Below are 26,318 nucleotides of genomic sequence, written 5' to 3' on the forward strand. Positions count from 1 at the left end.
CGTGCCTTGCGAGGGCGGGCATAATGAATGTCCCGTTACAGTTTGTGAGATCCCAGCGTCCATGCGCCGTTCTGTCTCCCTGTTGGCCGCCTGCGCCACCACCCTGCTGCTCGGCGCCTGCGCCAGCACCTCCCCTGCCTCCGCCCCGGCCGGCCTGAAGATCGCCGTCGCCCCGGTCGCCCACCCGGCCGGCGAAACCCCGCAGTGGTGGTACCGCAGCGGCGCCGCCCAGGCCGCCGCCAACGGCGCGATGTCCGGCAAGGCCAGGAACGTCATCCTGTTCCTCGGCGACGGCATGAGCCTGACCACCGTGGCCGCCTCGCGCATCTACGAGGGCCAGCAGAAGGGCGGGTCGGGCGAAGAGAACCTGCTGTCGTGGGAGCGCTTCCCGGCCACGGCGTTCAGCAAGACCTACAACACCGATTCGCAGACCCCGGATTCGGCCGGCACCATGACCGCCATCACGACCGGCGTGAAGACCCACATGGGCGCGATCGGTGTCAGCGCCGGCAGCCGTACCGACTGCGCCGACAGCCTGTCCAAGGGCCTGCTGACCTGGCTGCAGCTGGCCGACAGCGCTGGCCTGGCTACCGGCGTGGTATCCACCGCGCGGCTGACCCATGCGACCCCGGCCGCCACCTACGCGCACTCGCCGGAGCGCAACTGGGAAAACGACACCGACCTGACCGAGGCAGCCAAGGCCGCGGGCTGCAAGGACATCGCCCAGCAGCTGCTGTCGACCTCGCGCTACGGCCGGGGCCCGCTGGTTGCCCTGGGGGGCGGCCGCGGTGAGTTCACCACCGTCGAAGAGCGCGATCCGGAGTACGACGACAAGGTCGGCCAGCGCCTGGATGGTCGCAGCCTGGTGCAGGAATGGCAGCAGGCGCACCCGCAGGGCGCCTACGTGTGGAACAGCAAGCAGCTGGCCGCTGCCGCCAATGCACCGGCCATCCTCGGCCTGTTCGAGCCGGACCACATGCGCTACGAATACGAGCGCCCGCAGGATCCGGGCGGCGAGCCGAGCCTGGCCGAACTGACGGCGGCAGCGATCAGGAATCTGTCGAAGCACCCGGAAGGCTACGTGCTGATGATCGAAGGCGCGCGCATCGACCACGCCAACCACAGCGGCAACGCCTATCGTGCACTGACCGAGACCGTGGCGCTGTCCGACGCGGTGCGCGTGGCCAACGAGCTGACCTCGGCCGACGACACCCTGATCATCGTTACCGCCGACCACTCGCACACGCTGAACTTCGTCGGCTACCCGGCGCGCGGCAACCCGATCCTGGGCAAGGTGAAGGACAAGGGCGGCGAAGATGGCGCCGGCAAGCTGGACTACGCGCTGGATGGCACCGGCCAGCCGTACACCACGCTGAGCTACGCCAATGGCCCGGGCCACACCGGCAGCAGCAACCAGCAGCCGGCCGGCCCGAAGCGCTACCCGCACAACCCGAGCAGCTTCGAACCGGCCAACGGCCGCCCGAACCTGCGCGAGGTCGACACCGAGCATCCGGACTACATGCAGGAGGCGCTGGTGCCGATGAAGTCCGAGTCGCACGGCGGCGAGGACGTCGGCATCTGGGCGCGCGGCCCGGGCAGCAAGGCGATCCGCGGCACGCTGGAACAGAACGCGATCTACCACATGATCGTGCAGGCCACCCCGGCCCTGCGCGAGCGCCTGTGCCAGGCCGGCACCTGCGATGACAAGGGCGTGCCGGTACAGCTGCCGGTGCCGACGGCATTCGAACGCAAGGCCGAGGCCAAGTGATCGTGCGGCAGGCCCGCCCTGCCCCTGCCAGCGGCCGCTTCGCGCGGTCGCTGGCCCTGCTTGGCGTGCTGGCCAGTACCAATGCAGCGGCACAGGCACCGGCATGCCAGCTGCTGACCGACGAACACGGGTTGTGGCCGCTGCCCGGCTGCGAGGTGGTCGATCATCGGCCGAAGATCAGCGCCGGCACGTTGAAAGACCTGAACTACGACGACCACGGCCTGGCCGTGGTGTACGCCGACCAGGGCTTCCACTACGTCGACCGCAAGGGCCGCAGCCTGCCGGTGCTGACCTGGGACAACGGCCCGGAAACACCGCAGGAAGGACTGCTGCGCGGCCGCATCGGCAAGCGCATCGGCTACTTCGACCTGACGTTCCGCCAGGTGGTACCCGGCACGTTCGATTTCGGTTGGCCGTTCCAGGATGGCGTGGCCGAGGTCTGCAACGGCTGCCGTCGTGGTACGCCCGATGCCGATGGCCACACGCCGATGGAAGGCGGAGAGTGGTTCCGCATCGACCGCGCGGGCCGCCGGGTGAAGTAGGGTTTCGGCAGGGCTGCGCCCTGCACCTGCCGATGCAACGGCAACGGCCGAAGCAACAGCAACAGCAACAGCGTGCGTTCCGTGGGATGGCGGGGCGGTGTGGGTGGGCAGGACACGCCGTAAACCCGTCCATGGGGGCTCGATGGCGCCATCCATGGCGCCAACGGTCCTGCCCACCCACACCGCCCCACCCCCGACAGATTTCCGGTGACGGTTGGACCATCCACGCTTTGCGTGGATCGAATCTGTCAGATATCGAATTGAATCCGGGGTCAGATCCGTTTTCCGCAGGAAAACGGATCTGACCCCATGAGCAACCCAACAGTTCGCAGGAAACTGTCGAAGGCGGGGTGGGTCCGGTTGCGGGAGTGTCCGCGGCATGGATGCCGCGGCCAAGCCCCCATGGATGGGTTTACGGCGTCTCCCGCAACCGGACCCACCCCGCCAACCTTCAGGAAACCAGCTTCTGCCGTTGCTGTTGCTGTTGCTCTGGCTCGTAGCGGGTGCAGGGCGCAGCCCTGCCAAGTAAACCCCACCCTATACTTGCCGCCGTGACTGCCTTCCCCGCCCCTGTTGTGCTGGATGTGCCGCTGCTGGTGGGCTACAGCGGCGGTGTCGACTCGACCGTGCTGCTGCACTGGCTGTGGCGCTGCGCACAGCTTTCCGGCACGGCACTGCGTGCGGTGCACGTGCACCATGGCCTGCAACCGGCCGCCGATGACTGGGTGCTGCATTGCCAGCAGCAATGCGCAGCACTGGGCATCGAACTGGCCGTGCATCGCGTGCAGATCGACAACCGCGCAGGCCTCGGCCTTGAGGGCGCAGCGCGGCAGGCCCGGCGTGCGGCGTTCGCGGCCGAGCTGCGCGACGGCGAAACGCTGGCACTGGCACAGCACCAGGACGACCAAGCCGAGACTTTCCTGCTGCGTGCGCTGCGGGGGTCCGGCGTCGATGGCCTGGCCGCGATGTCGGCACACAGCCACCTTGGCCAGCATCCGCTATGGCGGCCGCTGCTGGCGGTCCCGCGCAGTGCACTGCTCGACTACGCGCGCCAGCACGCGCTGCCGTGGATCGAAGACCCCAGCAATGGCGACGACCACGCCGATCGCAACTTCCTGCGCCTGCAAGTGCTGCCGCTGCTGCGCCAGCGCTGGCCGCATGCCGCTGCGGCGCTGGCGGGCAGCGCGGCGCACTGCGGGCAGACCCGCCAGCTGCTCGATGAGGAGGACGCCGAGCTGATCGCGCACCTGGAAGTGGCACCGCGCGTGCTGTCGCTGCCATTGCTGCGCCAGGTCTCGCCCGGGCGCGCCGCGCGGGTGCTGCGTGCCTGGGTGGTCGGCCACGGCGCCGCCCCACTGCCGGCGAAGGTGCTGCAGCAGGGACTGGACGAACTGCTGCCGGCCGGCAACGATCGCCAGGCCCGGCTGCGCTGGCGCGATCATGCCATCCGGCAATGGCGCGACCATGCCTATCTGCTGCCCGCGCAGCTGCCGGCGCTGCCCCGCCAGTGGCAGGCCGACTGGGATGGGCATGCCCCCCTGGCGTTGCCTGACGGCGGCCAACTGCGCCTGCAGGGCGCCGCCAGCTTCGAACGGCCACTGCAGGTCCGGGCACGCGTGGGCGGTGAGCGCATCCTGCTGCCCGGTCGCCCGCATTCGCATGCGCTGAAGGACTGCCTGCAACGCGAACACCTTGCCCCCTGGCGGCGCGCCCAGCTGCCGCTGCTCTTCGATGGACCACAGCTGCTGGCCGCCGCCGATGTGGTCATCGGCGCGCCGCTGCAGGCCTGGTTGCAGGCCCATGGCGCGCAGCTGCTGTGGCGTCCCGGCGGCTGGTGAATTGACCCCCGCGCGCGGCCCGTCCACACTTGCCGCATGGCCAAGAAGTCCCCCGAAAACGCCTCCCCGGTCGCCCAGTTCGAGCAGTCGCTCGAATCGCTGGAACAGCTGGTGGAGCAGATGGAAACCGGCGAGCTGAGCCTGGAAGCTTCGCTCAGTGCTTACGAACGCGGTGTCGGTCTGTACCGCCAGTGCCAGCAGGCGCTGGAACAGGCCGAACTGCGCGTGCGCCTGCTCAGCGATCCGGCGCAGCCGGAAGCATCCGAGCCTTTCGATCCGCCCAGCCATGACGGCTGAGGTTCTGTTCGCGCGCTGGCGCGACCGTATCGAAAGCCAGCTCGACGCCGCCCTGCCCTCGCCTGCCGAAGCACCGCAGCGCTTGCACCAGGCGATGCGCTATTCGGTGCTGGGCGGCGGCAAACGCATGCGCCCGCTGCTGGTGTACGCCAGTGGCCACCTGTTCGGCGCGCAACCGGAACACCTGGACGCGGCGGCGATGGCCGTCGAGCTCATCCACGCCTATTCCCTGGTGCATGACGACCTGCCGGCGATGGACGATGACGCGCTGCGCCGCGGCAAGCCGACCACCCACATCGCCTTCGACGAAGCCACCGCGATCCTCGCCGGTGACGCCCTGCAGACCCGTGCCTTTGGCCTGCTGGCCGATGCGCCGCTGCCGGCCACGCTGCGCGTGGCCTGCCTGCAGACCCTGGCCCACGCGTCCGGCGCCTCGGGCATGTGCGGCGGCCAGGCGCTGGACATCGATGCCACCGGCCAGCAACAGAGCCTGGCGGCACTGACCCGCATGCATGCACTGAAGACCGGCGCACTGATCCGCGCGGCGGTGCGCATGGGTGCGCTGTGCGGCCAAGCCCCCGAGCCCCGACTGGCCCAGCTCGACAGTTTCGCCGATGCACTCGGCCTGGCCTTCCAGGTCCGCGATGACATCCTCGATGTCGAAGCCAGTTCCGAACAGCTGGGCAAGACCGCCGGCAAGGACCAGGCGCAGGACAAGAGCACCTTCCCCGCGCTGCTCGGCATGGACGGTGCGAAGGCCCAGCTGCACGAGCTCGCAGCGCGCATGCAGGCGATCCTGGCCGGATACGGCGAAGAGGCCGATGCACTGCGTGCGCTGGCGACGCTGGCGGTCGAACGCGATCATTGATCGCTGCGCGCTCGCCGGCCCCCCGTCGCTCCCCGCACATGAAAACGCCCGGCAATGCCGGGCGTTTTCAGTTCCGCATGCAGCCGGTCTTACTTGATCAGGCGCAGGGTGAACGGGTAGCGATAGGCTTCGCCGTTGTTGGCCTTGACTGCGGCAATGATGCAGAAAACCAGGTTGACGAGGCCCACGATCGGCGCCAGGATGCCGCCGATGATCACCACCATCAGGATGATGCTGATGACCATCGCGATGGTCACGGTGATCTGGAAGTTCAGCGCTTCCTTGGCCTGGTCGGTCACGAAAGCCTTGCTGGCGTCATCCTTGTTGATCAGCCAGATGATCAGGGCGCCGATGAACCAGGTGAAGATGCCCAGCAGGTGCGCAGCCAGCGCCATGGTGCGCTGGTCGGCCGGGGCATCCGTGGTTGCCGGCGGCGGCGGGACGTTATCGAATTCGCTCACGACAAAACTCCTTTTCATTGGGTGGTCTTGACCCACCAGCACCAAGCTGGTTGCGTCAGGCGGGCATAGCTTACGCCATCAACGCCATCAATCATTACCAGCAATGGTCATCCGCCCCAGCAGGATCGAGCCGGTCCGGATGTGCGAGCGCGGGTCGACGTCGCTGCCGACCGCCTCGATGCTGCTGAACATCTCGCGCAGGTTGCCGGCAATGGTGACGCCGTCCACCGGGTACTGGATCTCGCCGTTCTCGACGCGGAAACCGCCGGCGCCCCGCGAGTAGTCGCCGGTCACCCCATTGACGCCCTGCCCCATCAGTTCGGTCACCAGCAGGCCATCGCCCATCTGCCGGGCGATCTCTTCCAGCGAGCCGGCATTGGCCGCCAGCTGCAGGTTGTGCACGCCGCCGGCATTGGCGGTGGTCTGCAGGCCCAGCTTGCGTGCCGAATAGCTGCCCAGCACGTAGCGCTGCAGGACGCCGTCGCGCACCAGTGCCGAGGCACGGGTCGCCACGCCATCGCCGTCGAAGGCGGCCGAACGCAGGCCACGCCGCAGGTGCGGCAGTTCGTCGATCTGCATCCATTCCGGGAACAGGCGCTGCCCCACGCTGTCCAGCAGGAAACTGGCCTGGCGGTACAGCGCGCCGCCGGACACCGCCGACAGCAGGTGGCCGACCAGGCTGCGCGCCACTTCCGGGGCGAACAGCACCGGCATGCTGCCGGTGGCCAACGAACGCGGCTGCAGGCGGGCGATGGTGCGCTCGGCGGCACGACGCCCGACCCGGCCCACCTCCTCCAGGTCCTCGCGGGCCAGTGCGCTGGTGTACCAGCCATCACGCTGCATGCCGTCGCCCTGCCCGGCAATCAGTGCACAACCGATCGAATGGTGGGTGCCGCGCTCGCGGCCGATGAAGCCATGCGAATTGGCGTAGACCGACAGGCTCTGCATGCTCGACACCGAAGCGCCATCGGAATTGCGGATCTGCGAATCGGCCTCGCGCCCCGCGTTCTCGCAGGCCAGCGCCAGGTCCACCGCCTCATCGGCCTGCAGCGCCCACGGGTGCCAGCCGTCCAGGTCGGGGAAGTCGGTGGCCATCAGCGCGGCCTCGGCCAGGCCGGCGGCTGGGTCGTCCTCGGTGTGCCGGGCGATCGCGCAGGCCTGCTCGACCGTGGCGGCCAGGCTGGCCTCGTTCAGGTCACCGGTGCTGGCGCTGCCCTTGCGCTGGCCGAAATAGACGGTCACCGCGATGCCACGGTCGCGGGTGGACTGCACGGTCTCCACTTCGCCAAGGCGGACATTGACCTCCAGGCCACGATCCTCGCTGCAGCTGACCTCGGCCTGGCTGGCGCCCAGCGCGCGGGCACGGTCGAGCAGCTGCTGGGAGAGGTCGGCCAGCCGTTCCAGCCGGGCCGGGCTGTCGTCGCCGACGGCCACTTCAGGGGCGATCACGTTCAATGCTTTATCCTGTACGGGTTGGGCCCGGCATCACGCCGGGCGACTTTTTTTGAGATCAGGTAGGGACGATGCGCGGACGCGACGAAGAAACCGGTGAATTCCACGACAAGAGCCGCAGCCAGAACCGGCGCGAAGCGCTCGACGTCCTGGCCCTGGGCGAGAAGCTGGTGTCGTTGACTCCGGCCCAGCTGGCGCGCCTGCCGATCCCGGAAGACCTGCTGCCGCATATCGCCGAGTGCAAGCGCATCACCGCCCACATCGCCCACAAGCGCCAGCTGGCGTTCCTGGCCAAGCACATGCGCCGCGAGGACGAGGCAACGCTGGACGCGATCCGCGATGCGCTGGACGCCAACAGTGAGACCGGCCGCCGCGAAGTGGCGATGATGCACCGCGTGGAGGACTGGCGCGACCGCCTGTTGGCCGACGGTGACAAGGCGCTGGCCGCCCTGCTTGACGACTACCCGCAGGCCGACCGCCAGCAGCTGCGCACCCTGGTACGCAACGCGCAGACCGAAAAGGCGAAGAACAAGCCGCCGCGCGCCTACCGCGAGATCTTCCAGGTGCTGCGCGCGCTGATGCTGCCAGCGGCGCTGGGCCTGAAGACGACGGGCGACGAACACGCCGGCGATCCGGTCGACGAGGCCGACGAGGACTGAGTCCGCGCCGGCCCGGGCGGTGGCCGCGGCCATCGCCACGCTCAGGCCTGCGTACCGCCGACGGTGATGCCCTCGATCAACAGCGAGGGCTGGCCGACACCCACGGGCACACTCTGCCCGTCCTTGCCGCAGATGCCCACGCCCTCATCCAGGGCCAGATCGTTGCCGACCATGCGCACCTTCTGCATGGTTTCCGGGCCGTTGCCGATCAGGGTCGCGCCCTTCACCGGGGTGGTGATGCGGCCATCCTCGATCAGGTAGGCCTCGGTGGCCGAGAACACGTACTTGCCGCTGGTGATGTCGACCTGGCCACCGCCGAAGTTGACCGCGTACAGGCCCTTCTTCACCGAACGGATCATCTCCTGCGGGTCGTGCTCGCCGGCGCGCATGTAGGTGTTGGTCATGCGTGGCATGGTCAGGTGCGCGAACGATTCGCGGCGCCCGTTGCCGGTCGGGGCCATGCCCATCAGCCGCGCGTTGAGGCTGTCCTGCATGTAGCCGACCAGGATGCCGTCCTCGATCAGCGGGGTGCACTGGCTCGGGTGGCCTTCGTCGTCGATGTTCAACGAACCGCGGCGACCGTCCAGGGTGCCATCGTCGACGATGGTCACCCCGGGCGCGGCGACGCGCTCGCCGATGCGGCCGGCGTAAACACTGGTGCCCTTGCGGTTGAAATCGCCTTCCAGTCCGTGGCCGACCGCCTCGTGCAGCAGCACGCCCGGCCAACCCGGGCCCAGCACCACCGGCATCATGCCGGCCGGCGCCGGCACCGCGTCCAGGTTCACCAGCGCCTGGCGCAGTGCTTCCTGGGCCAGGGCTTCGGGGCGACCGCTGGCAAACAGATCTTCATAGCCATAACGGCCACCGCCACCGGCGTAGCCGGACTCGCGACGGCCGTTGTGCTCGACGATGACCTGCACGTTCAGGCGTACCAGCGGACGCACATCGGCGGCCAGCACGCCGTCGCTGCGGGCGATCAGCACCGTATCGACGCCGCCGGACAGGCTCACCATCACCTGCTTCACGCGCGGGTCGGCGGCACGCAGGTAGCCATCCAGGCGCTTGAGCACCTCCACCTTGGCCTCGTTGCCGATGCCGTCGATCGGGTCCAGCGCCGGATACAACGCGCGCGCATTGCCGCGCAGCAGCGAACGTCCGGTCTGCGCACCGCCCTCGCGCGAGATCGCGCGCGCCGACTGCGCCGCCGCCAGCAGCGCATCGGCATGGATGTCATCGGAATAGGCGAAGCCGGTCTTCTCCCCGGAAATCGCCCGCACGCCCACGCCCTGTTCGATGGAATGGGCGCCGTCCTTGACGATGCCATCTTCCACGCTCCAGCTCTCGCGGCGGGCGTGCTGGAAGTAAAGGTCACCGAAGTCGACACCGGGGCCGAGCAACTGCCCGAAGGTGCGCTCCAGGCCGGCGGTATCCAGGCCGCCGGGGCGCAGCAGGCGGTCTTGGGCAAGCGTCAGGGCGATGTCAGTCATGGTCTCGATCTGGGGGTGCGGGGGCGCTCAGGCAAGCCCCGTGGACAGGAAGCCGCGCTCAGCGCGAACGCGGCAGGTCGGTGACGGTCGGCGGGATGGCTGGCGCCGGGCTGGGCGTGGGCGGCGGCGGGGTCTTGTCGCGGCTGCGCTCGATCACTTCCACCTTCGGTTCCTTCCACGGGCCGGTCACCTTGTAGGTACGGGCACCGATCTCGCCCAGCGGCTTGGACAACACCGCATTGGTGGCTGCACCCAGCGCGGCCCCCACCGGGCCACCGGCCACCGCACCGACCACGGTGAGCAGGTTGCCCGCGCGCGGGTTGACGTCGATGGTCTGGTCGAACTGCTGGTTGCGCAGGTCGGCCTGGCCACGGATGGTGATGTTGGCCGCCGGGCCTTCGATCAGCACCTTGTCGGTGCGCGCCATGCCCTGCCCGAACTGCATGCTGCCGTCGATCTGGTTGAATGCGAAGCCCTTGGAGAAGAAGTCGCGGAAATCGAACATCAGGCGCCGCGGCAGCTGCGCGACGCTGAGCAGGCCCAGCACGCGCCCGGCGCCCGGCTCCAGCTCCAGCAGCTGGCCATTGCGCGCATGCAGGTCGAGGCTGCCCTGCAGGTTGCCCAGCTGGAAGTCCGACGGTCCACCGCTCCAGGCCGCCTGCAGCTGCGCCTGGCCGGAACCGCCGCGCAGCTGGCCGCCGTAATCGAGGTTCTGCATCAGCCCGCCCAGGTCCTCGCTGCGCACCTGCGCGGTCAGTTCGGTACGGGCGCCGCCCGTGCGGCCGAGCCAGCGGCCGGTGATGTCGATTTCCTGGTCCGGCGCGCGGAAACGCAACGCGTCCACGTTCAGGCCGTTGGCCAGCGGCCGCGTGCGCAGCACCGCCTGGCCCAGCACCACCTTGCCGAACTTCAGGTCGGCGATGTCCAGCGCGAACGGCGGCAGCTTGGCCGGGTCCATGTCATTGGCGCCGGCCTGTACCCGCGCCGGCGCGGCCGCCGCACCCGGTGCCGCCGGCAGTGACTGCCAGTGCACGCGGTCAAGCTGGCCGCTGATGGTGCCACCGTCGGCGTTGGGCACGGTCAGGCGGCCGGCCAGCGACGGCCCGTCCAGGCGCACGTCCAGTGCCTGCGGCCCCGGGTGCAGCTGCAGCCGGGTCTGCTCGAACACTCCGCCGATCAGCTTGAGCTGGCCGACCTGCACGTCGACCGCGCGCAGCGGCATCGCGTCGTCGTCACTGCCACCGCGCGCCAGGCTGATCCACTCCAGCGCATCCAGGGTCGGGCTGCGGCCATTGACCGTCAGTCCGCTCGCCGGCGGCTCGCGGTCGACATGGTCGCTGCCCAGCGTGACCTGCACACCGGTCTGGTTGTTGTGGCTGCGCGCGGCCAGGGCCAGGCGCTGGCCGAAGGCCACGTCGATGCGGCCGGCGCCCATCGGCAGCTGCGCGGCCACCGTGGTCGCCAGCGGCTCGGAGGCCGGCTTGTCCAGCGGCGCCGGCAGGTCGAGCCGGGTGCCGACCAGGTCCGAGCTCAGTCGCAGCTCGCTCGGCGGCGCAGGGGCGCCTGGCGCCACCTTGGGCAGGTTGACGCCGATGGTCCAGGCCGAATTGCCGGTGATGTAAGGCTTGAGCCAGGCCATCTCGGGGGCACGGTCAATCAGCACGCCGGCATCGAGGCGGGCGCTCAGCTGTGACTCGAAGGCGCGCGTGCTGTCATGCACGTAACCGCCGGCACGCAGGCTCAGCCGTCCCTCCTGGCCGAGGTGGCGCACCGCCAGTTCTTCGGCGCCGAAACCGCCGTTGCTGTAGCGCGCCTGCCCGTGCATGTTGTCAAAGGTCAGCTGGAAGCGCTTGTCGACCAGCTTCACCCCGGCCAGATCGACCGTGCCCTGCAGGTGGCCCTCGCCTTCATCCTGATGCAGCGGCTGCAGCAGGTCGAAGGTCACATGGGCCGGACCGCTGGCGACCAGATTGTCCAGCGTATCGCCGTAGTCCTTGTGCAACGGGCTCTGGCGCAGCATCGCCAGCAGCTTGCCGGCCTCGCTCGGCGCATCGGCACGCACGTACAACGGCTGGTGCCCGAAGTCCGGAATGCCCGCTTCGAATTTCTGCACCGCCACGCCGGCAAGATCACCCCGTCCACGCATGTCGAAGCCAGGGCCGATGAAGGCGATGTCGGCGTCGACCTGGCTCATCAGCGGCCAGTCGTGCTGGAAGCGGATGTCGCCATTGGTGATGTGGCCGGTGGCCTCGAAGCGGCCATCATTGTTGTCGAACGGCCAGTCGTCCAGGTCGCCGGTGACCAGGCCGACGCCATTGCGCACCTGGCCACCGGCCAGCGCCATGTCCAGCCAGTCGGTGGCGCCCTTGCTCATCTTGGAATGGATCCAGAAGCGCTTGGCCGCCGTCATCGGCACGTCGTCCAGCTTCGCGGCCAGCTGCAGCCACGGCCGCGTGCCATCGCCCTGGAACCAGACCCCGCCGCGCACGTCGGCCGCGTAGTCGGTACCTTCCACACGCATCGCCGGCGTTCCGATCCGCCAACCACCGCCCTCGTCGCGCCAGCCCACGATCTGGCCGGCCAGGTGCAGGTCATGGCGCACGCCGAAGCCGGTCGGCCAATCGAACTGCAGCTGCCGTTGCGGTTGCAGCTGCAGGCTGAAGCCGTCGGCGTCGCCTTCAAAGCGCCCGCCCAGGCCGCGCAGGCCGGGCGAGTTGCCCACGCTGGCGAAACCCAGCGACTCCAGTTCCCCCTGCGCCCACAGGGGGCCATCGCGTTCGCCCGACAGCTGCAACGCGCGCACGTCCAGCTGCGGCCTGGACAGGAACAGCCAGCGGCGCAGGCCCACCTCAAGGCGATCACTCAGGGCCAGCGCACGCAGTGCGATGCCGGCCTGCACGTCGCCGGAACGGACCCGCAGCTGTTTGCCGACCTGCAGCTGCAGGCCATCGAGGCGCTGCTCGCCGTCTTCATTCTTCAGCCGCAGCCGCGGTACCTGCAGCGCCCAGCCCTCGGCCTGGCGCTGCCAGCGCAGGCGGGCCTGCAGTCGCTGCAGCTGCAGCTGCGGCGCCGCCATGCCGGGTATCGGTGCGCCATCGATGCGCACGTCGCGCAGGTCCGAATCCGTGGTCAGCGCCACCGGCGCGAAATCGCGCAGGGTCAACCACAGGTTCAACTCGCCCTTGCCCTCGCGCAGGCGCACGCCGCCAGCCGCCAGCAAGGGCGCCCAGGCGTGGAAATCGACCGGGTCGGCGCCCAGCCAGGCCTCGCCGTTGCCGCGCGCGCGGTCCACGTCCAGCACCGCGGTCAGCGGCAGCGCTTCGGGCTGCGCCCAGGCGCGCACGCCCACGCGCAGCCGATCCCCATTGACCCGCAGGCGCAGATCGATGCGCGGCAGCGTGCTGTCGATGCCCAGCGCCGGCGCGTGCACGCTCAGGCGGCCGCCGATCACCTGCAGCTCGCCCAGCCGGCGCAGCGCATCGAGGGGATCACCGCCGTTGTCGGACTGCGGCAGCCCGCGCACCGACCAGCGGCCGTGTTCATCCTGCTGCAGGTCCAGCGCCAGGCCGCGCAGGCGCAGCTCGGTCAACGAGTGCCCGGGCAGCAGCCCGCTGTACATCGACACCAGGACTTCGGCCTCGCCGATCGGCAGGCCCTGCCCGGCGCCGATGCGCAGGCCCTTCAGCTGCAGCAGCGGGCCACGCCGGGTCCAGGCGGTCTGCAGCTGGTCGAAACGCACCGGCTGGCCGGCACGCTCGCTCAGCCAGGCGGCAATCTTCTCCGGATGGCGCTCGGCCAGCGGCAGCAGCTGGCTGAGCGTGCCCACCAGCAGTGCAAGCCCGACCAGGCCCACCGCACAGGCGGCAATGAAATGACGGCGGATCCTTCGCAGTCGCAGGCGCGGCGGCGCGCTCATCGGCCACCGCCGGCCTGCGGCCGGCGACGATCAGAGCAGAACGACATCGAATTGCTCCTGCAGGTACTGCTCGTCCGCCTGGAAGCGGATGCTCTTGCCGAGGAATTCCTCCAGTTCGGCCACCGCCGCGGACTCCTCGTCGGTAATGCGCGCGACCACCTTGGTCGACGCGATCACCAGCAGGCGCGCGGCATCGAACTGTCGCACCGCGCGGGTGATCTCGCGGAAGATCTCGTAGGTCACCGTCTCGGTGGTCTTGATGCTGCCGCGGCCACTGCACTGCGGGCACGTTTCCGACAGCTGGCGCTCCAGGCTTTCCACCGTGCGCTTGCGGGTCATCTCCACCAGGCCCAGCGGCGAGAAATCATAGACCGTGGTCTTGGCGTGGTCGCGCGCCAGCGCCTTTTCCAGCGTGCGCAGCACCTGCCGGCGATGCTCGGCATCATCCATGTCGATGAAGTCGATGATGATGATGCCGCCCAGGTTGCGCAGCCGCAGCTGCCGCGCCACCGCCTGCGCAGCCTCCAGGTTGGTGCGGAACACCGTTTCTTCCAGGTTGCGCTGGCCGAGGAACGAACCGGTATTGACGTCGATGGTGGTCATCGCCTCGGTCTGGTCGATCACCAGGTAGCCACCGGATTTCAACGGCACCTGCTTGTCCAGCGCGCGGCCGATCTCGTCCTCCACCCCGAACATGTCGAAGATCGGGCGATCGCCGGAATACAGCTCCAGCTTCTCGGCCAGCACCGGCATGTACTTGGCGACGAAGGCCTGCAGCTGGCCGAAGGTCTCCTTCGAGTCCACCTTCACCTTGTCCACGTCCTTGCGGATCAGGTCGCGCACCGAACGCAGCGGCAGGCTCAGGTCTTCATAGATGATGCTGCACGAGGGCGCTTCGCGGCCACGGCGCTCGACCACGTTCCACACGCGCGACAGGTAGGCGATGTCCTCGGCGATGGCCTCGGCCGGCTGGCCTTCGGCGTTGGTGCGCACGATGTAGCCGTAGCCGCCGTGCTGCGCCGACAGCTCGGTCACCAGCGCCTTCAGGCGGGCGCGCTCGGCTTCGTCCTCGATGCGCGCCGACACGCCCACCACCTTGGACTGCGGCAGCAGCACCATGTAGCGCGAAGGAATGCTGATCTGCGTGGTCAGGCGGGCGCCCTTGGTGCCGATCGGGTCCTTCACCACCTGCACCACGATGTCCTGGCCGTCGCGCAGCAGCTCGACGATCGGCACGCTGGCCGGCGGCGGCAGCGTGGTGTTCTCGGTGTCGGCACTGGCCACCGGCGCCGGCCGCACCACGTCGTTGGCGTGCAGGAACGCGGCGCGCTCCAGCCCGACCTCGACGAAGGCGGCCTGCATGCCGGGCATGACCCGCTGCACCTTGCCCTTGTAGATGTTGCCGACCACGCCACGGCGCCAGCCGCGCTCGATGTGCAGTTCCTGCAGCATGCCGTTTTCGATCACCGCGACCCGGGTCTCGCGCGGGGTCACATTGACCAGGATTTCCTCAGACATCGGCAGCCTCCCTGGCGGCATCGGCAATGGGGGCTGGCACGCCACAACGCGCCAGCAGACGATCGGTGTGCAGCAGCGGCAACCCCATCACGCCGGAGTAGCTGCCGGAAAGATGTTCGATCCAGCGCTCGGCCCCACCCTGGATGGCGTAGGCGCCGGCCTTGTCCAGTGGCTCGCCGCTGGCGACATAAGCGGCAATGCTGGCGGCGTCGATCGGGGCGAAGGTCACCTCGGAAATGACCAGCTCACTGTCCAGGCCGCCGGCGCCGACCACCACCACCGCGGTCATCACCTGGTGGGTGCGCCCGGCCAGTCGCGCCAGCATCGCCCGCGCGTCGGCGGCATCGACCGGCTTGCCGAAGACCTCGCCGTCCAGCACCACCTCTGTATCCGAACCGAGCACCCGCGCCTGCGGGTCATCGGCCAGCACCTGGGCCAGCCCGGCGCGCGCCTTGTCGGCAGCGACCCGGCACACATACTGTTCGGCGCTTTCAGTGGCCGCGCGCTGCTCGACGACCTCCAGGTCAAGGGCCTGGAAGGGGCGTCCGAGTCGGGCCAGCAGCTGGTTGCGTCGGGGGGAGCGGGAAGCAAGATAGAGCATCGGCACAGCATAACCTGAGGCCACCGCCTGAATCGTCGGCAACCCGTTACGGAACCGCTGCAACCCCGATCAGGCTCACAGCGCGTTCATCGCTACGACACCACCCTCACCGCCACAACAAGGAGATCCCATGCGCCTGACCGCCACCCCGCTGCTGCTCGCCCTGTCCCTCGCCCTTGGAACCTCGATGACCGCCCATGCCGCTCCGCCGTCGCCGCCGATCGCCGCCCCGGCCGAAGGCACCCTGCTGAACATCTCGGCCAACGCCGAGGCCACCCGTGTACCGGACGTGGCCACGCTGTCCGCCGGCGTGGTCACCCAGGCCGCCGACGGCAACAGCGCCATGCGCCAGAACGCCCAGCAGATGGACAAGGTGCTGGCCGCGATCAAGGCCGCCGGCATTGCCGAGCGCGACGTGCAGACCAGCGGCGTCAGCCTCAATCCGCAGTACCGCTACGCCGACAACGAAGCGCCGAAGATCACCGGCTACCAGGCCAGCAACACGGTCAGCCTCAAGGTGCGCGACATCGCCAAGCTCGGCAAGGTGCTGGACGCGCTGGCCGCGCAGGGCGCCAACCAGATCAACGGGCCCAGCTTCGAGATCGACCAGCCCGAGCCGGTCTATGACGAAGCCCGCCTGGCCGCCCTGAAGAAGGCCCAGGCCCGCGCCCAGACCTACGCCAGGTCGCTGGGCCTGCAGGTGCGCCGCATCGTCAGCATCTCCGAGAACAGCAACGGCGGTTTCCGCCCGATGCCGATGATGCGCACCATGGCGGCCGGTGCGGCGATGGACAAGGCCACCCCGGTCGCGCCGGGTGAATCCACCGTCTCGGTCAACCTGGACGTGGTGTTCGAACTGGGCCGCTGACCGCGTCTGCCCTGGCCGACAGAGGCGGGTCCCGCTGGGGCCCGCCTTTTTCATGCGTTCCGACGGCGCTGGCTGAAGGCCAGCCCAACACCCCTGCCCCTGCCTCTATGCAGTGGCGGCCCGGCCGCGCTACTGATGCAGTGCCAGCCGCGTGCGGCAACCCCGCCACGGACCCTGGTGCGTTGAGGACTTCGTCACTGGCATGGAGGTGGATCATGGTTCGTACGTACCCCGTTGCATCCCTGCATTTCGACCCCGCCCGGGTGGCCGCCTGGAGCGCGGCGATCGCCCTGCACCTGCTGGCCTTCCTGTTGCTGCTCATCCCTGCGACCTACCAGGCCGTGCAGGTCCCGCGTGAAAAGACGCCGGTCCGGCTGATCGAGAAGATCCCGCCCCCGCCGACGCCGCCGGTGCCGGTCCCGCCCAAGGAGATCGTCCAGGTGGTGCCGAAACCGCGAACGCAGCCGGTGATACCGCCACTGCCCGCGCCCACCGCGACCGTGGAGGAGACCCAGGGCATCGCGCTGCCGGCCGCCGAACCGGCTCCGCCGCAGCTGGCGCCCAGCATCGACGCGTCCACCCCGTTGGCCGGCGCCCAGCTGCAGTATCGCAGCGCCCCTCCGCCGGCCTACCCGATCCAGTCCCTGCGCAACCACGAACAGGGCACGGTGCTGTTGCGGGTGGAAGTGGACAGCCATGGCCAACCGGTCGCGGTCAGCGTCGAGCGCAGCAGTGGCTCGCGCAACCTGGACCAGGCCGCCCGCCAGCAGGTGCTCCGGCACTGGCGCTTCGAGCCCGCCCAGCGTGACGGCATGGCCGTTCCGGCCATCGGCCTGGTACCGGTGCAGTTCTCGCTGCCCGACTGAGCCCCACCACCGGCCCGGCCTCGCGCCGGGCCGCCCTCCTCCGGGGCCTGCGCCCGGAATGCGGACGGGGCGGGACCAAGCGTTACTGATTAAGCAAAATTTCACGACTTCGTCACCTGCAGGAAACCTAGATTGGCGCGTCCCGGCATCGATCCGGCGACAGCCCTCAACGCTACGGTTTTCCAGTTAGGAGAGAAGCTGTGAAACACCCGATCCAACGGCCCGCCAGCCGCCGCCGCAGCACCCTGGCATCGTCCATCACCCACATCCTCACCGGCGGCGCCCTGCTGCTGGCCGGCGCCGTCGCTTCCTCCTCCGCCTTCGCGCAGGAAAAGGCCACCAACCTCGACCGCATCACGGTCACCGGCTCCAACATTCCGCGCACCAACACCGAGACACCGTCGCCGGTGCAGGTGGTGACCCGCCAGGAAATCGACCGCACCGGCAAGACCTCGCTGGCCGAGTACCTGCAGACCATCACCGCCGATGGCGCCGGCTCGATTCCCAAGACCTTCGGCAACGGTTTCGCCGGCGGTGGCGCCGGCATCTCGCTGCGTGGCCTGGGTGCCGGCTCGACGCTGGTGCTGTTGAACGGCCGCCGCATGGCCACCTATGGCCTGGCCGATGACGGCCAGAAGGTCTTCACCGACCTCAGCACCATTCCGCTCGATGCCGTCGAGCGCGTGGAAGTGCTGAAGGACGGCGCCTCGGCCATCTATGGCTCCGACGCCATCGCCGGCGTCGTCAACATCATCCTGCGCAGCGACTTCCAGGGTGCCATCCTGCGTGGCTCCTACGGCCTGTCCGGTGACAGCGATGGCGACGCGAAGAAGGCGACCCTGACCGCCGGTACCGGCGATCTGGCCACCGACGGCTGGAACGCATTCTTCAGCCTGGACGTCGGCAAGACCGACGCGATCAAGATCAGCGACCGCAAGAACCGCAAGTGGATCGGCACCGGCGACACGCGCCCGTGGGGCTATGACAAGACCGCCCAGTTCCTGGGCGGTGCATATACCCGTGGCGGCACCTCCGGCGGTTCCGGCCCGAACGGTTCCTACCTCGACGCCACCGGCCACCTGGTGCCGCTGCCGGGCTGTACCGGCCTGACCACCATCGGTGGACAGACCCCGGCCAGCATCGCCGCCGATGGCTGCCTGTGGGATCCGGCGCAGCAGTACCGCGACCTGATTCCGGAAGAGAAGTACGTCAACGTGTTCGGCCGCGCCAGCTTCGCCTTCGGTGAAGGCGGCGAGATCTACACCGAGATCGGCTACTCGAAGAAGGAAACCATCTTCAGCAACACCCCGTCCGGCGTGTCGGGCGGCTGGGGCTACCCGGGCGGCCCGGTCAACGCCAACAGCGGCGACGGCGCGACCGTGCTCGGCCCGAACCACCCGGACAACCCGACCCCCGGCACCGCGCGCCGCGTGCGCTACTCCGCCTGGGATGTCGGCCCGCGCGTCACCGACAACACCAATGAGTTCAACCGCTTCCTGGTCGGCGTCAAGGGCAACTGGGGTGACTGGACCTACGACACCGCCTACCTGCACTCGGGCACCGACCTGACCAACAAGCGCACCGGCTTCCTGCGCTACAGCGCCGTTCGCTGTGCGCTGGGCAATGCCAACTGCGCCGGTGGCGTGTGGCGCATCGGTGACGATGCCGGCAAGAACTCGCAGGCCCTGTACGACTACATCTCGCCCACGATCAGTGCCCGCGCCAAGTCCAGCCTGGACATGTTCGACTTCACCGTCTCGCGCAGCCTGGCGGACCTGAAGGGTGGCCCGCTGGGCCTGGCGATCGGTACCGAATGGCGCAAGACCAGCAACAGCCTGACCCCGCAGACCTACACCGACCAGGGCGACATCATCGGCCTGGGCTACTCGGCCTATGACGGTACCCAGAACGTGTATGCCGGCTACGTCGAACTGTCGGCACCGGTGCTGGAACAGCTGGAACTGTCCGGAGCTGTGCGCTATGACAAGTACGAAAGCGGTGAAGGCAAGGCCACGCCGAAGCTGGGCGTGAAGTGGACCCCGGCCGACTGGATCGCCCTGCGCGCCAGCTACGCCGAAGGTTTCCGCGCGCCGAACCCGGCCGAGAACGGTGACGGTGGCCTGGCCGCCTTCTCCACCGCGGTCGACCCGGTGCGTTGCCAGATCAGCGGTGGTGCGGCCAGCGAGTGTGGCGCCAATTCGGTGGCGATCATCACCAAGCCGAACAAGCTGCTGAAGCCGGAAGAGTCCAAGAGCTACTCGGTCGGCATCGTGCTGCAGCCGACCTCGACCACGTCGATGACCGTCGATGCCTGGCAGATCAAGCGCACCAACGAGATCGTGCAGGGCAGCACCTCGGCGGCGATCCTCGCCGGCAACGTGCTGCGCGACAGCAACAATCTCAATGGCGTGGCCAACAGCGGCACGATCCTGGCAGTCAACACCGGCTACGTGAATGCCAGCTCGTCGCGTGTCCGCGGTATCGATACCGACATCCGCCAGACCTTCGAGATCGGCCCGGGCCAGCTCGAGCTGGACCTGCAGTGGAGCCACATCCTGAAGTTCGAGCGCACCGAAGGCGGCGACACGGTTGATTACGTGGGTACCCACGGCAACTGCGACGTCACCAACTGCATCGGTACGCCGAAGGACAAGGTCAACTTCGGCACCACCTGGAAGCAGGGCCCGTGGAGCGTCAGCGGCATCGTCAACTACATCAGCAAGATGGACAACATCGACAGCCGCGGTGGCAGCTACCTGGCCTTCTACGCTGACGGCACGCCGGTGACGAAGATCTCCTCGTTCACCACGATGGACCTGTCCGGTCGCTGGAGCATCAACGACTCGTTCGAACTCAACGCCTCGGTGGCCAACGTGTTCGACCGCATCGCCCCGCTCGACCCGACCACCTACGGCGCAGTGAACTACAACCCGATGCACTTCTCCGGTGCGCTGGGCCGTTACTACACCGTCGGCTTCAAGTACACGTTCAAGTAAGTCCGGTTGCAGTGCCACCCTCGAAGGCCCGGGCCATTGCCCGGGCCTTCGTCGTTCCGGCACGGACGGGCGCCAGCGGGCCAGGCCTTTCTTGCAGGCCTGTTCACAGGTACACGGCTACCGTGTCCCTGCGGCATCGCCGCCGCAGGGGATCTCCATGGCCGCAACATCGCAACGGCTGGGCCTGCCCGCGCTGACCGCACTGGTGGTCGGCTCGATGGTCGGCGCCGGCATCTTTTCGCTGCCGCAGAACGTCGCGCGCAGTGCCGGTCCGGCCGCCGCGCTGATCGGCTGGGCCGTCAGTGGCGCCGGCATGCTGATGCTGGCCTTCGTGTTCCAGGCCCTGGCCAACCGTCGGCCGGATCTTGATACCGGCATCTACGCCTACGCGCGCGAAGGCTTCGGCAACTACATCGGCTTCTCCGCGGCGTGGGGCTACTGGGTGGCCTCGGTACTCGGCAATGCCAGCTTCTTCGTGCTGATCTTCAGTGGCCTGGGCCACTTCATGCCGGTGTTCGGTGAAGGCAACACCCCGGCCGCCGTGGCGGCATCGTCCGTGCTGCTGTGGACCGTGCACCTGCTGGTGCTGCGCGGCCTGCGCACGGCCGCCATCGTCAACGGCCTGGTGACGGTGGCCAAGCTGCTGCCCATCGCACTGTTCCTGGTCCTGGCCGCAGGCGCGTTCCGCATGGACGTGTTCCGGGCCGATTTCCTCGGCACGCCCGCCCTCGGCGATCTCGGCCAGCAACTGCGCGGCATGATGCTGGTCACCGTGTGGGTGTTCATCGGCATCGAAGGCGCCAGCATCTACTCGCGGCGCGCGGCTCGGCGCGCCGATGTCGGCCGTGCCACCGTGATCGGTTTCCTCGGGGTCTGGCTGCTGCTGGTGCTGGTCAGCCTGCTGTCGATGGGCGTGCTGTCGCAGGCGGAACTGGCCGGGCTGCCCAACCCATCGATGGCCTACGTGCTGCGCGCCATTGTCGGCGAATGGGGCGCGACGGTGATCATCATCGGTTCGATCATCTCCGTGCTCGGCGCATTGCTGGCCTGGGTGCTGCTGTGCGCCGAAGTGCTGTATGCCGCCGCCGGTGATGGCACCATGCCGGCCTTCCTCGGCCGCGAGAACGCGCGTGGCGTGCCGGCCAATGCCCTGTGGCTGAGCAATGGCCTGATCCAGTTGTTCCTGGTGCTGGTGCTGGTCAGCTCGGGCAGCTACACCGGGCTGGTGCTGCTCGCTGCGTCGATGAGCCTGGTACCCTACTTCCTGTCCACGGCATTCGGCGTGCAGCTGGCCTGGCGCGGGCAGGCCTACGCCGATGAGCCCGGTGTGCGCTGGCGTGATTTCGCGGTCGCATTGCTGGCCAGCGCCTACGCGCTGTGGCTGGTGTATGCCGGCGGCCTCGACAATCTGCTGTTGTCGGTGCTGCTGTACGTGCCCGGCGTGGTGCTGTTCGCACTGGCCCGGCGCCAGCGCGGCGAGCCGGTATTCACGCGTTGGGAATGGGTGCTGTTCGGCGCGATCCTGGCGGTGGCGATCGCCACGCTGGTCGCGTTCTGCAGGGGCCAGCTGGCACTGTAGAACCGAGCCCACGCTCGGCTTCGCACAGGCAGCCGAGCATGGCTTGGCTCTACAACCGGCGTTCCGCCAGCATGCCGATATCCTGCATCCAGCGCTCGGCCAGCTGCGTCCACGCCGCGACCGGTGCATCCTTCATGCGCAGCCCGAACGCGTGGCCGCCGCGTGCGAACAGGTGCATCTCCACCGGCACGCCCGCGTCCACCAGGGCACGGTAATAGGCCAGCGATTCGCGCACGTCATCGGTGCGATCGTCGGTGGCTTGCGCGATGAACGTCGGCGGCACGTTGTCATCCACGGTGATGTCGCTGACCAGCGACAATCCGCTCCCGTGCCCCGCCCACAGGTGCCCGGAATACATCACCATCGCGAAATCGGGACGGCTCGGCTGCTCATCCGCAGCATCCACCGGCGCGTAGCTGCGCAGCGCGTGCGTGCTCAGTCCAGCCACCACGTGACCACCGGCGGAAAAGCCGATCACCCCGATCCGCTTCGGATTGATTGACCAGCGCTCGGCCTGTGCGCGCAGCAGGCCCATTGCACGCTGTGCATCCTGCAGGGCCATCGGCACCTTCGGAATGTCGCGGCAGTTGCACTCCGGGTCCCAGTTCGGCCCGGATGCGGGCACCCGGTACTTCAGCAGTGCACAGGTGATGCCCTGTGCGGCCAGCCAGTCGCAGATCTCGCTGCCTTCCAGGTCCATCGCCAGCACCCGATAGCCTCCGCCAGGCACCACCATCACCGCGGTGCCGGTGGCCGGCCCCTTCGGTGGAAACACGGTGAGGGTCGGCGCAGCGACGTTCTGCAGCATCATCCAGTGTTCGCCACTGGTTTCAGAGGTCACTTCGCTGATCTGCTCGGGCCCCTTCAACTTCGGCGGCGCGCTCACCGTGCCCTGCGGCCACAACGGAAGCTCGGTGGTGCCCTGTGGCGGATGCCAGGTGGAAGGGGCGGCCTTCGTTGTGGCGAACGGCGCCATCGCCAGCAGCAGGAAGCTCGAGGACAGGAGCGCACGCATGATCGGCATCCATGGTTGCAGCAGAAGAGTGTAGCGCCCGGGCCCATGCTCGGCTTCGAGAAGGCAGTCGCGCGTGGACTCGGCGCTGCAACACGACAAAAAAAAACCTGCATCTCGCGATGCAGGTTTCTCAAGGTGGCGCCCGAAGTTGGACTCGAACCAACGACCCCCTGATTAACAGTCAAGTGCTCTAACCGGCTGAGCTATTCGGGCAGACGACTAGTATAACGCCTCTTCACGCGCGATGGTAGGGGTGATTGGCAATCATTGCGGCGGCGCGATAAAGCTGCTCGGCCACCACCAGGCGCACCAGCATGTGCGGCAGCGTCAGCGGCCCGATCGACCACTTCTCGTCGGCCAGCGCGGACACCTCCGGCGAATGCCCTTCCGGGCCACCGATCAGGAACGCCAGGTCCCTGCCCTGCCCGCGCCAGTGTTCCAGGCGCTGCGCCAGCTGTTCGGAGCTCAGTTGCCGCCCTGGCACATCCAGCGCCACCACATAGGCGTTCTTCGGCAGCGCGGCGATCACACGCTTGCCTTCCTCTTCGGTGGCGCGACGCGGATCACGCCCCTTGCCGCGCAGGCCGGGCTCGATCTCCACCAGCTCGAACGGCAGCCAGTGCGACAACCGCTTCTGGTATTCGGCGAAGCCCTGCGCGACCCAGCTGGGCGCGCGTTCACCGGTGGCGATCAGGCGGGCTTTCATCAACGGTCCTCCAAAACGTCGACGGCGCCATCGGCGCCGTCGAAGGGATGCATCAACGTGCGGCTCAGGCCACTTCGTCGTCGCTGGACGGCGGCTGGTCGCCGACGGTCCACAGGCGCTCGAGGGCGTAGAACTCACGCACGCGCGGCAGCATCACGTGGACGATCACGTCGCCCAGATCGACCAGCACCCATTCGGCTTCGCGCTCGCCTTCAACACCCAGCGGCATCACGTCAAGGTTCTTGGCGAAGCGCACGACTTCATCGGCGATCGACTTGACGTGGCGGGTCGAAGTACCCGAGACGACGATCATGTAATCGGCAACGCTGGACCGGCCGCGCACATCGATCTCGACCAGGTCCTTGGCCTTCAGGTCTTCGGTGGCTTGGCGGACGCTGGCCAGCAGTTCCGGCACGGACGGCGGCGGGCTGGGCAGATCGACCTTGATGGTCTGGGGCTGGGTCTGGTTGCTCAAAGTGGATCGACTCGGTAAACGTGGGGGCGATTATACGGGGATGGCGCGGCCGCGCCATTCACGCTGTGGCCGGGCGGTACAGGCCGTGTGCAGCGACATAGTCGGCCACGGCCGGCGGCAGCAGCGCGCGCCAGGGGCCACCGGCGGCGATCTGCGCACGCACGGTGCTGGCCGATTCTTCGCGCAGCGGGTGGTGCAGGCGCAGGATGCGCCCGGCCGGGCTGGCGAACAGGGCCTGCTCGTTGTCGGCCCAGCGCCCTTGCAGGGCACGCCCCAGCGCGCCGTCGACCGCCCCCTGCAGGGGGCTGCCCGGCCGTTCGGCCACGACGAAGTGGGCCAGCCCGAACAGGGCCTCCCACTCGTGCCAGGCCGACAGGCCCAGCAGGCTGTCGGCGCCGACCAGCCAGGCCAGCGGCCGGCTCGGGCCCAGCTCGGCACGCAGTTCGCGCAGGGTGTCGACGGTATAGGACGGGCGACCGGGAAAGCGGCTGGCACGGTCCAGCTCGCGATGGTCCAGCAGAAGGCCGGGTTCATCGCCGATGGCCAGAGAGAGCATGGCAAAGCGCTGTTCAGCGGTTGCGCCCGGCACCGCGCGATGCGGTGGATCGGCCGCCGGCAGCATGCGCACGGCCACCTGCAGTTCGTCGCGGGCGGCGCGCGCGATCGCCAGGTGCCCCAGGTGCACCGGATCGAAGGTGCCCCCGTAATAGATCCGCAGGCTCATCGCTCAGGCCCGTGCCAGCAGGCGCACGGCACGCGGCTCGGCCACCGCCACCAGCAGGCGCTCCAGCGCCAGCCAGGCATCGCCGTCGGCCCGCCCCTTGGCGATGCGATCGACCCGCCCGGCTTCGGCCACGAAGCGCTCCCAGCGCTTGCCTTCCGGGTGACGTTGCAGCGCGCGCTTGTAGGGCGCCTGCCGCGATTCCCAGATGCCACGCGATTTCATCTCGGCGGCCAGGTTGCCGCCACGCGCCTGCACGCGCGCGAGGCCGGCACCCGCCAGCAGTTCGCGGATCACGATCGGCATCAATGCAGCCACCGCCTCGCCTTCACCGCGCAGGCCGGCCAGCATGCGCAGCACGGCCGGTGGCTGGCCTGAGAACGTCGCCTCCACCAGCCGGAACACATCGTAGCGGGCGGCGTCAGCCACCAGCGACTCCATCCGTTCCACATCCAGCGGCTGGCCGTCGGCCAGCAGCGCCAGCTTGTCGATTTCCTGGGCCGCGGCCAGCAGGTTGCCTTCCACCCGCTCGGCCAGGCGCTGCACGGCGGCGGGATCGGCACGCAGGCCCTTGCCGCGCAGGCGGCGTTCGATCCAGTCCGGCAGTTCGTGCGGCTTGATCGCCCAGGCCACCGACAGCACGCCGATGCGGCTGACCGCCTCGGCCCACTTGCCCTGATGGGCCTTGCTCCATTCATTGGCAGTGATCATCAGCACCACGTCCGGCGCCGGGTTGGCGCAGAACTGGCTGATCACCTCGGCACCGTCCTTGCCCGGCTTGCCGCTGGGCAGGCGCACCTCGACCAGGCGGCGGGCACTGAACAGGCTGGGCGCGTTGAAGCTGGCGTCGAGCTGGTTCCAGTCGAAGTCACGGCCGTCGGCGTCGAACACCTCGCGTTCGCCGATGCCCGAGGCGCGCGCGCGCGCGCGGATGGCATCGGCCGCCTCCAGCACGCGCAGGGTCTCCGGGCCTGCGATCAGGTACACCGGCGCCAAGGGGGTGTCAGCGCCCTGGCTGGCCAGCTGCTCCGGACGCAGTTCCATCGTCGCTGCCGCTCAGTGCTTGGCGTCGGCGGCCGGCACGGCGGGTACCGCACCCTCGATCGGCTTCGGCTTCGGCGCGGACAGGCTGCCCCCCTTGTCGAGCTCGGCGCGGACCACGCTGTCGATGCGGCGGATGATCGAGGCGGACATTTCCCGGCGCAGCTCCGTGGCCAGAATTTCGCGTTCGGTGGTGGTACCGGTAGCGTCGGTCGGCGGCGACACGTAATCGCGCGACAGCTCAATCACCTGCTGCGGCACCAGCTCGCTGCCATCCTCGCGGCGGAAGATGAAGATCACCGCGTAGCGCAGGCTGTATTCCTGTGCGCGGCCCTGCGAGTCGATGGCGATCGGCAGGTCACCCCAGCGCTCGGACAGCACCTGCAGCTGGGCACTGGGCTCCTTGCTGTCTTCGTCGGCGAGCCTGGCGCCGGAGGCCAGCAGGCTGCGGTTGAGCAGCTTGACCAGTTCGCTGTACGGAGCGGTGGATACCACCTTCACCGGGGCGGTGTCGGTCGGCAACATCAGCTTGTTGCGCAGATGGAAGCCGCAGCCGGCAAGGCCGAGGACAAGAACGAGGGCAAGCAGGATTCGGGTCATGGAGACAGTCTGGCGGAGCCGGGCGATCACGGCAACACACAGCC

The 26,318-nt window shown here is 68.7% G+C and carries 22 protein-coding genes and 1 tRNA gene; 10 read left to right on the forward strand and 13 right to left on the reverse strand.

Going from position 1 to position 26,318, the window contains the following annotated elements:
- The first annotated feature begins 61 nt into the window (after nucleotides 1-61).
- The 5 genes from AC5P9I_RS02155 to AC5P9I_RS02175 all read left to right on the forward strand — a co-directional run bounded on the left by AC5P9I_RS02155 (nucleotide 62) and on the right by AC5P9I_RS02175 (nucleotide 5,313).
- The gene (locus AC5P9I_RS02155) at nucleotides 62-1,768 is read left to right on the forward strand and encodes an alkaline phosphatase (RefSeq protein ID WP_049466870.1); all 1,707 of its coding nucleotides are present in this window, start codon (nucleotides 62-64) and stop codon (nucleotides 1,766-1,768) included.
- Complete coding sequence (locus AC5P9I_RS02160; protein ID WP_049466871.1) at nucleotides 1,765-2,310, forward strand: WG repeat-containing protein; 546 nt, start codon at nucleotides 1,765-1,767, stop codon at nucleotides 2,308-2,310. The genes AC5P9I_RS02155 and AC5P9I_RS02160 overlap by 4 nt, the downstream gene beginning before the upstream one ends.
- Before the next feature lie 551 nt (nucleotides 2,311-2,861).
- A complete protein-coding gene (gene tilS, locus AC5P9I_RS02165; protein ID WP_049467828.1) occupies nucleotides 2,862-4,148 on the forward strand; it encodes a tRNA lysidine(34) synthetase TilS in 1,287 nt (428 codons plus the stop codon).
- A 36-nt stretch (nucleotides 4,149-4,184) separates the two neighbouring features.
- On the forward strand, nucleotides 4,185-4,445 hold the full coding sequence (locus AC5P9I_RS02170; RefSeq protein ID WP_005410522.1) for an exodeoxyribonuclease VII small subunit: 261 nt from the start codon (nucleotides 4,185-4,187) through the stop codon (nucleotides 4,443-4,445).
- Entirely contained in the window at nucleotides 4,435-5,313 is an 879-nt protein-coding gene (locus AC5P9I_RS02175) for a polyprenyl synthetase family protein (protein WP_088475947.1), read from the forward strand. Before AC5P9I_RS02170 ends, AC5P9I_RS02175 begins: the two co-directional genes overlap by 11 nt.
- A gap of 89 nt (nucleotides 5,314-5,402) precedes the next feature.
- Here the strand turns inward: AC5P9I_RS02175 and AC5P9I_RS02180 are convergent, their stop codons facing one another.
- Both AC5P9I_RS02180 and pmbA read right to left on the reverse strand, forming a co-directional pair.
- A complete protein-coding gene (locus tag AC5P9I_RS02180) occupies nucleotides 5,403-5,774 on the reverse strand; it encodes a DUF4870 domain-containing protein (protein ID WP_049467833.1) in 372 nt (123 codons plus the stop codon).
- Nucleotides 5,775-5,861: 87 nt separating this feature from the next.
- Nucleotides 5,862-7,229 (reverse strand): metalloprotease PmbA, encoded by a 1,368-nt coding sequence (gene pmbA, locus AC5P9I_RS02185; RefSeq protein WP_049467836.1) that lies wholly within the window; start codon nucleotides 7,227-7,229, stop codon nucleotides 5,862-5,864.
- A 68-nt stretch (nucleotides 7,230-7,297) separates the two neighbouring features.
- On the opposite strand from pmbA, the gene yjgA reads away from it, so the two are divergent.
- The gene (gene yjgA / locus AC5P9I_RS02190) at nucleotides 7,298-7,885 is read left to right on the forward strand and encodes a ribosome biogenesis factor YjgA (protein ID WP_049467839.1); all 588 of its coding nucleotides are present in this window, start codon (nucleotides 7,298-7,300) and stop codon (nucleotides 7,883-7,885) included.
- A 41-nt stretch (nucleotides 7,886-7,926) separates the two neighbouring features.
- Here the strand turns inward: yjgA and tldD are convergent, their stop codons facing one another.
- From tldD to AC5P9I_RS02210, 4 genes are read right to left on the reverse strand one after another with little or no spacing between them, the layout of a single operon-like run.
- A complete protein-coding gene (tldD, locus tag AC5P9I_RS02195) occupies nucleotides 7,927-9,372 on the reverse strand; it encodes a metalloprotease TldD (RefSeq protein ID WP_049467842.1) in 1,446 nt (481 codons plus the stop codon).
- Between the two features lie 58 nt (nucleotides 9,373-9,430).
- Entirely contained in the window at nucleotides 9,431-13,288 is a 3,858-nt protein-coding gene (locus tag AC5P9I_RS02200) for a YhdP family protein (RefSeq protein WP_088475948.1), read from the reverse strand.
- 30 nt (nucleotides 13,289-13,318) lie between these two features.
- A complete protein-coding gene (gene rng / locus AC5P9I_RS02205; protein ID WP_019662105.1) occupies nucleotides 13,319-14,806 on the reverse strand; it encodes a ribonuclease G in 1,488 nt (495 codons plus the stop codon).
- Nucleotides 14,799-15,407: a Maf family nucleotide pyrophosphatase gene (locus AC5P9I_RS02210; RefSeq protein WP_049467849.1), complete on the reverse strand. Its 609-nt coding sequence runs from the start codon at nucleotides 15,405-15,407 to the stop codon at nucleotides 14,799-14,801. Before AC5P9I_RS02210 ends, rng begins: the two co-directional genes overlap by 8 nt.
- Nucleotides 15,408-15,537: 130 nt before the next feature.
- Here AC5P9I_RS02210 and AC5P9I_RS02215 point away from each other — a divergent pair, with 130 nt between their 5' ends.
- The 4 genes from AC5P9I_RS02215 to arcD all read left to right on the forward strand — a co-directional run bounded on the left by AC5P9I_RS02215 (nucleotide 15,538) and on the right by arcD (nucleotide 21,716).
- Entirely contained in the window at nucleotides 15,538-16,275 is a 738-nt protein-coding gene (locus AC5P9I_RS02215; RefSeq protein WP_049412455.1) for an SIMPL domain-containing protein, read from the forward strand.
- Nucleotides 16,276-16,490: 215 nt separating this feature from the next.
- Nucleotides 16,491-17,141: an energy transducer TonB gene (locus tag AC5P9I_RS02220; RefSeq protein ID WP_049467851.1), complete on the forward strand. Its 651-nt coding sequence runs from the start codon at nucleotides 16,491-16,493 to the stop codon at nucleotides 17,139-17,141.
- A gap of 200 nt (nucleotides 17,142-17,341) precedes the next feature.
- Nucleotides 17,342-20,137 (forward strand): TonB-dependent receptor, encoded by a 2,796-nt coding sequence (locus AC5P9I_RS02225; protein ID WP_049467853.1) that lies wholly within the window; start codon nucleotides 17,342-17,344, stop codon nucleotides 20,135-20,137.
- Nucleotides 20,138-20,294: 157 nt separating this feature from the next.
- Entirely contained in the window at nucleotides 20,295-21,716 is a 1,422-nt protein-coding gene (arcD, locus tag AC5P9I_RS02230) for an arginine-ornithine antiporter (RefSeq protein WP_049467854.1), read from the forward strand.
- Nucleotides 21,717-21,765: 49 nt separating this feature from the next.
- Here arcD and AC5P9I_RS02235 read toward each other — a convergent pair whose 3' ends face one another.
- The 7 genes from AC5P9I_RS02235 to AC5P9I_RS02265 all read right to left on the reverse strand — a co-directional run bounded on the left by AC5P9I_RS02235 (nucleotide 21,766) and on the right by AC5P9I_RS02265 (nucleotide 26,274).
- Nucleotides 21,766-22,692, reverse strand: coding sequence for an alpha/beta hydrolase (locus tag AC5P9I_RS02235; protein ID WP_407617847.1), 927 nt, complete (start codon nucleotides 22,690-22,692; stop codon nucleotides 21,766-21,768).
- A gap of 175 nt (nucleotides 22,693-22,867) precedes the next feature.
- Nucleotides 22,868-22,944: transfer RNA gene (locus AC5P9I_RS02240), tRNA-Asn, on the reverse strand.
- Between the two features lie 22 nt (nucleotides 22,945-22,966).
- The gene (rlmH, locus tag AC5P9I_RS02245) at nucleotides 22,967-23,437 is read right to left on the reverse strand and encodes a 23S rRNA (pseudouridine(1915)-N(3))-methyltransferase RlmH (RefSeq protein WP_014647944.1); all 471 of its coding nucleotides are present in this window, start codon (nucleotides 23,435-23,437) and stop codon (nucleotides 22,967-22,969) included.
- A 64-nt stretch (nucleotides 23,438-23,501) separates the two neighbouring features.
- On the reverse strand, nucleotides 23,502-23,912 hold the full coding sequence (gene rsfS / locus AC5P9I_RS02250; RefSeq protein WP_005410536.1) for a ribosome silencing factor: 411 nt from the start codon (nucleotides 23,910-23,912) through the stop codon (nucleotides 23,502-23,504).
- 58 nt (nucleotides 23,913-23,970) lie between these two features.
- Complete coding sequence (nadD, locus tag AC5P9I_RS02255) at nucleotides 23,971-24,636, reverse strand: nicotinate-nucleotide adenylyltransferase (RefSeq protein ID WP_049468604.1); 666 nt, start codon at nucleotides 24,634-24,636, stop codon at nucleotides 23,971-23,973.
- A 3-nt stretch (nucleotides 24,637-24,639) separates the two neighbouring features.
- Nucleotides 24,640-25,677, reverse strand: coding sequence for a DNA polymerase III subunit delta (gene holA / locus AC5P9I_RS02260; RefSeq protein ID WP_049468603.1), 1,038 nt, complete (start codon nucleotides 25,675-25,677; stop codon nucleotides 24,640-24,642).
- A 12-nt stretch (nucleotides 25,678-25,689) separates the two neighbouring features.
- A complete protein-coding gene (locus tag AC5P9I_RS02265; RefSeq protein WP_053460994.1) occupies nucleotides 25,690-26,274 on the reverse strand; it encodes an LPS-assembly lipoprotein LptE in 585 nt (194 codons plus the stop codon).
- Between the last annotated feature and the right edge of the window lie 44 nt (nucleotides 26,275-26,318).

The sequence above is a fragment of the Stenotrophomonas sp. YJH_SMC_29 genome (genome assembly GCF_059371235.1).

Bases quoted from the DNA above. Each gene is read 5' to 3' on its own strand.
- AC5P9I_RS02155 (WP_049466870.1), top strand. From the start codon at position 62: ATGCGCCGTTCTGTCTCCCTGTTGGCCGCCTGCGCCACCACCCTGCTG.
- AC5P9I_RS02170 (WP_005410522.1), top strand. From the start codon at position 4,185: ATGGCCAAGAAGTCCCCCGAAAACGCCTCCCCGGTCGCCCAGTTCGAG.
- AC5P9I_RS02175 (WP_088475947.1), top strand. From the start codon at position 4,435: ATGACGGCTGAGGTTCTGTTCGCGCGCTGGCGCGACCGTATCGAAAGC.
- yjgA (WP_049467839.1), top strand. From the start codon at position 7,298: ATGCGCGGACGCGACGAAGAAACCGGTGAATTCCACGACAAGAGCCGC.
- tldD (WP_049467842.1), bottom strand. From the start codon at position 9,372: ATGACTGACATCGCCCTGACGCTTGCCCAAGACCGCCTGCTGCGCCCC.
- AC5P9I_RS02200 (WP_088475948.1), bottom strand. From the start codon at position 13,288: ATGAGCGCGCCGCCGCGCCTGCGACTGCGAAGGATCCGCCGTCATTTC.
- rng (WP_019662105.1), bottom strand. From the start codon at position 14,806: ATGTCTGAGGAAATCCTGGTCAATGTGACCCCGCGCGAGACCCGGGTC.
- AC5P9I_RS02210 (WP_049467849.1), bottom strand. From the start codon at position 15,407: ATGCTCTATCTTGCTTCCCGCTCCCCCCGACGCAACCAGCTGCTGGCC.
- AC5P9I_RS02215 (WP_049412455.1), top strand. From the start codon at position 15,538: ATGCGCCTGACCGCCACCCCGCTGCTGCTCGCCCTGTCCCTCGCCCTT.
- AC5P9I_RS02220 (WP_049467851.1), top strand. From the start codon at position 16,491: ATGGTTCGTACGTACCCCGTTGCATCCCTGCATTTCGACCCCGCCCGG.
- arcD (WP_049467854.1), top strand. From the start codon at position 20,295: ATGGCCGCAACATCGCAACGGCTGGGCCTGCCCGCGCTGACCGCACTG.
- AC5P9I_RS02235 (WP_407617847.1), bottom strand. From the start codon at position 22,692: ATGGCGCCGTTCGCCACAACGAAGGCCGCCCCTTCCACCTGGCATCCG.
- rlmH (WP_014647944.1), bottom strand. From the start codon at position 23,437: ATGAAAGCCCGCCTGATCGCCACCGGTGAACGCGCGCCCAGCTGGGTC.
- nadD (WP_049468604.1), bottom strand. From the start codon at position 24,636: ATGAGCCTGCGGATCTATTACGGGGGCACCTTCGATCCGGTGCACCTG.
- holA (WP_049468603.1), bottom strand. From the start codon at position 25,677: ATGGAACTGCGTCCGGAGCAGCTGGCCAGCCAGGGCGCTGACACCCCC.
- AC5P9I_RS02265 (WP_053460994.1), bottom strand. From the start codon at position 26,274: ATGACCCGAATCCTGCTTGCCCTCGTTCTTGTCCTCGGCCTTGCCGGC.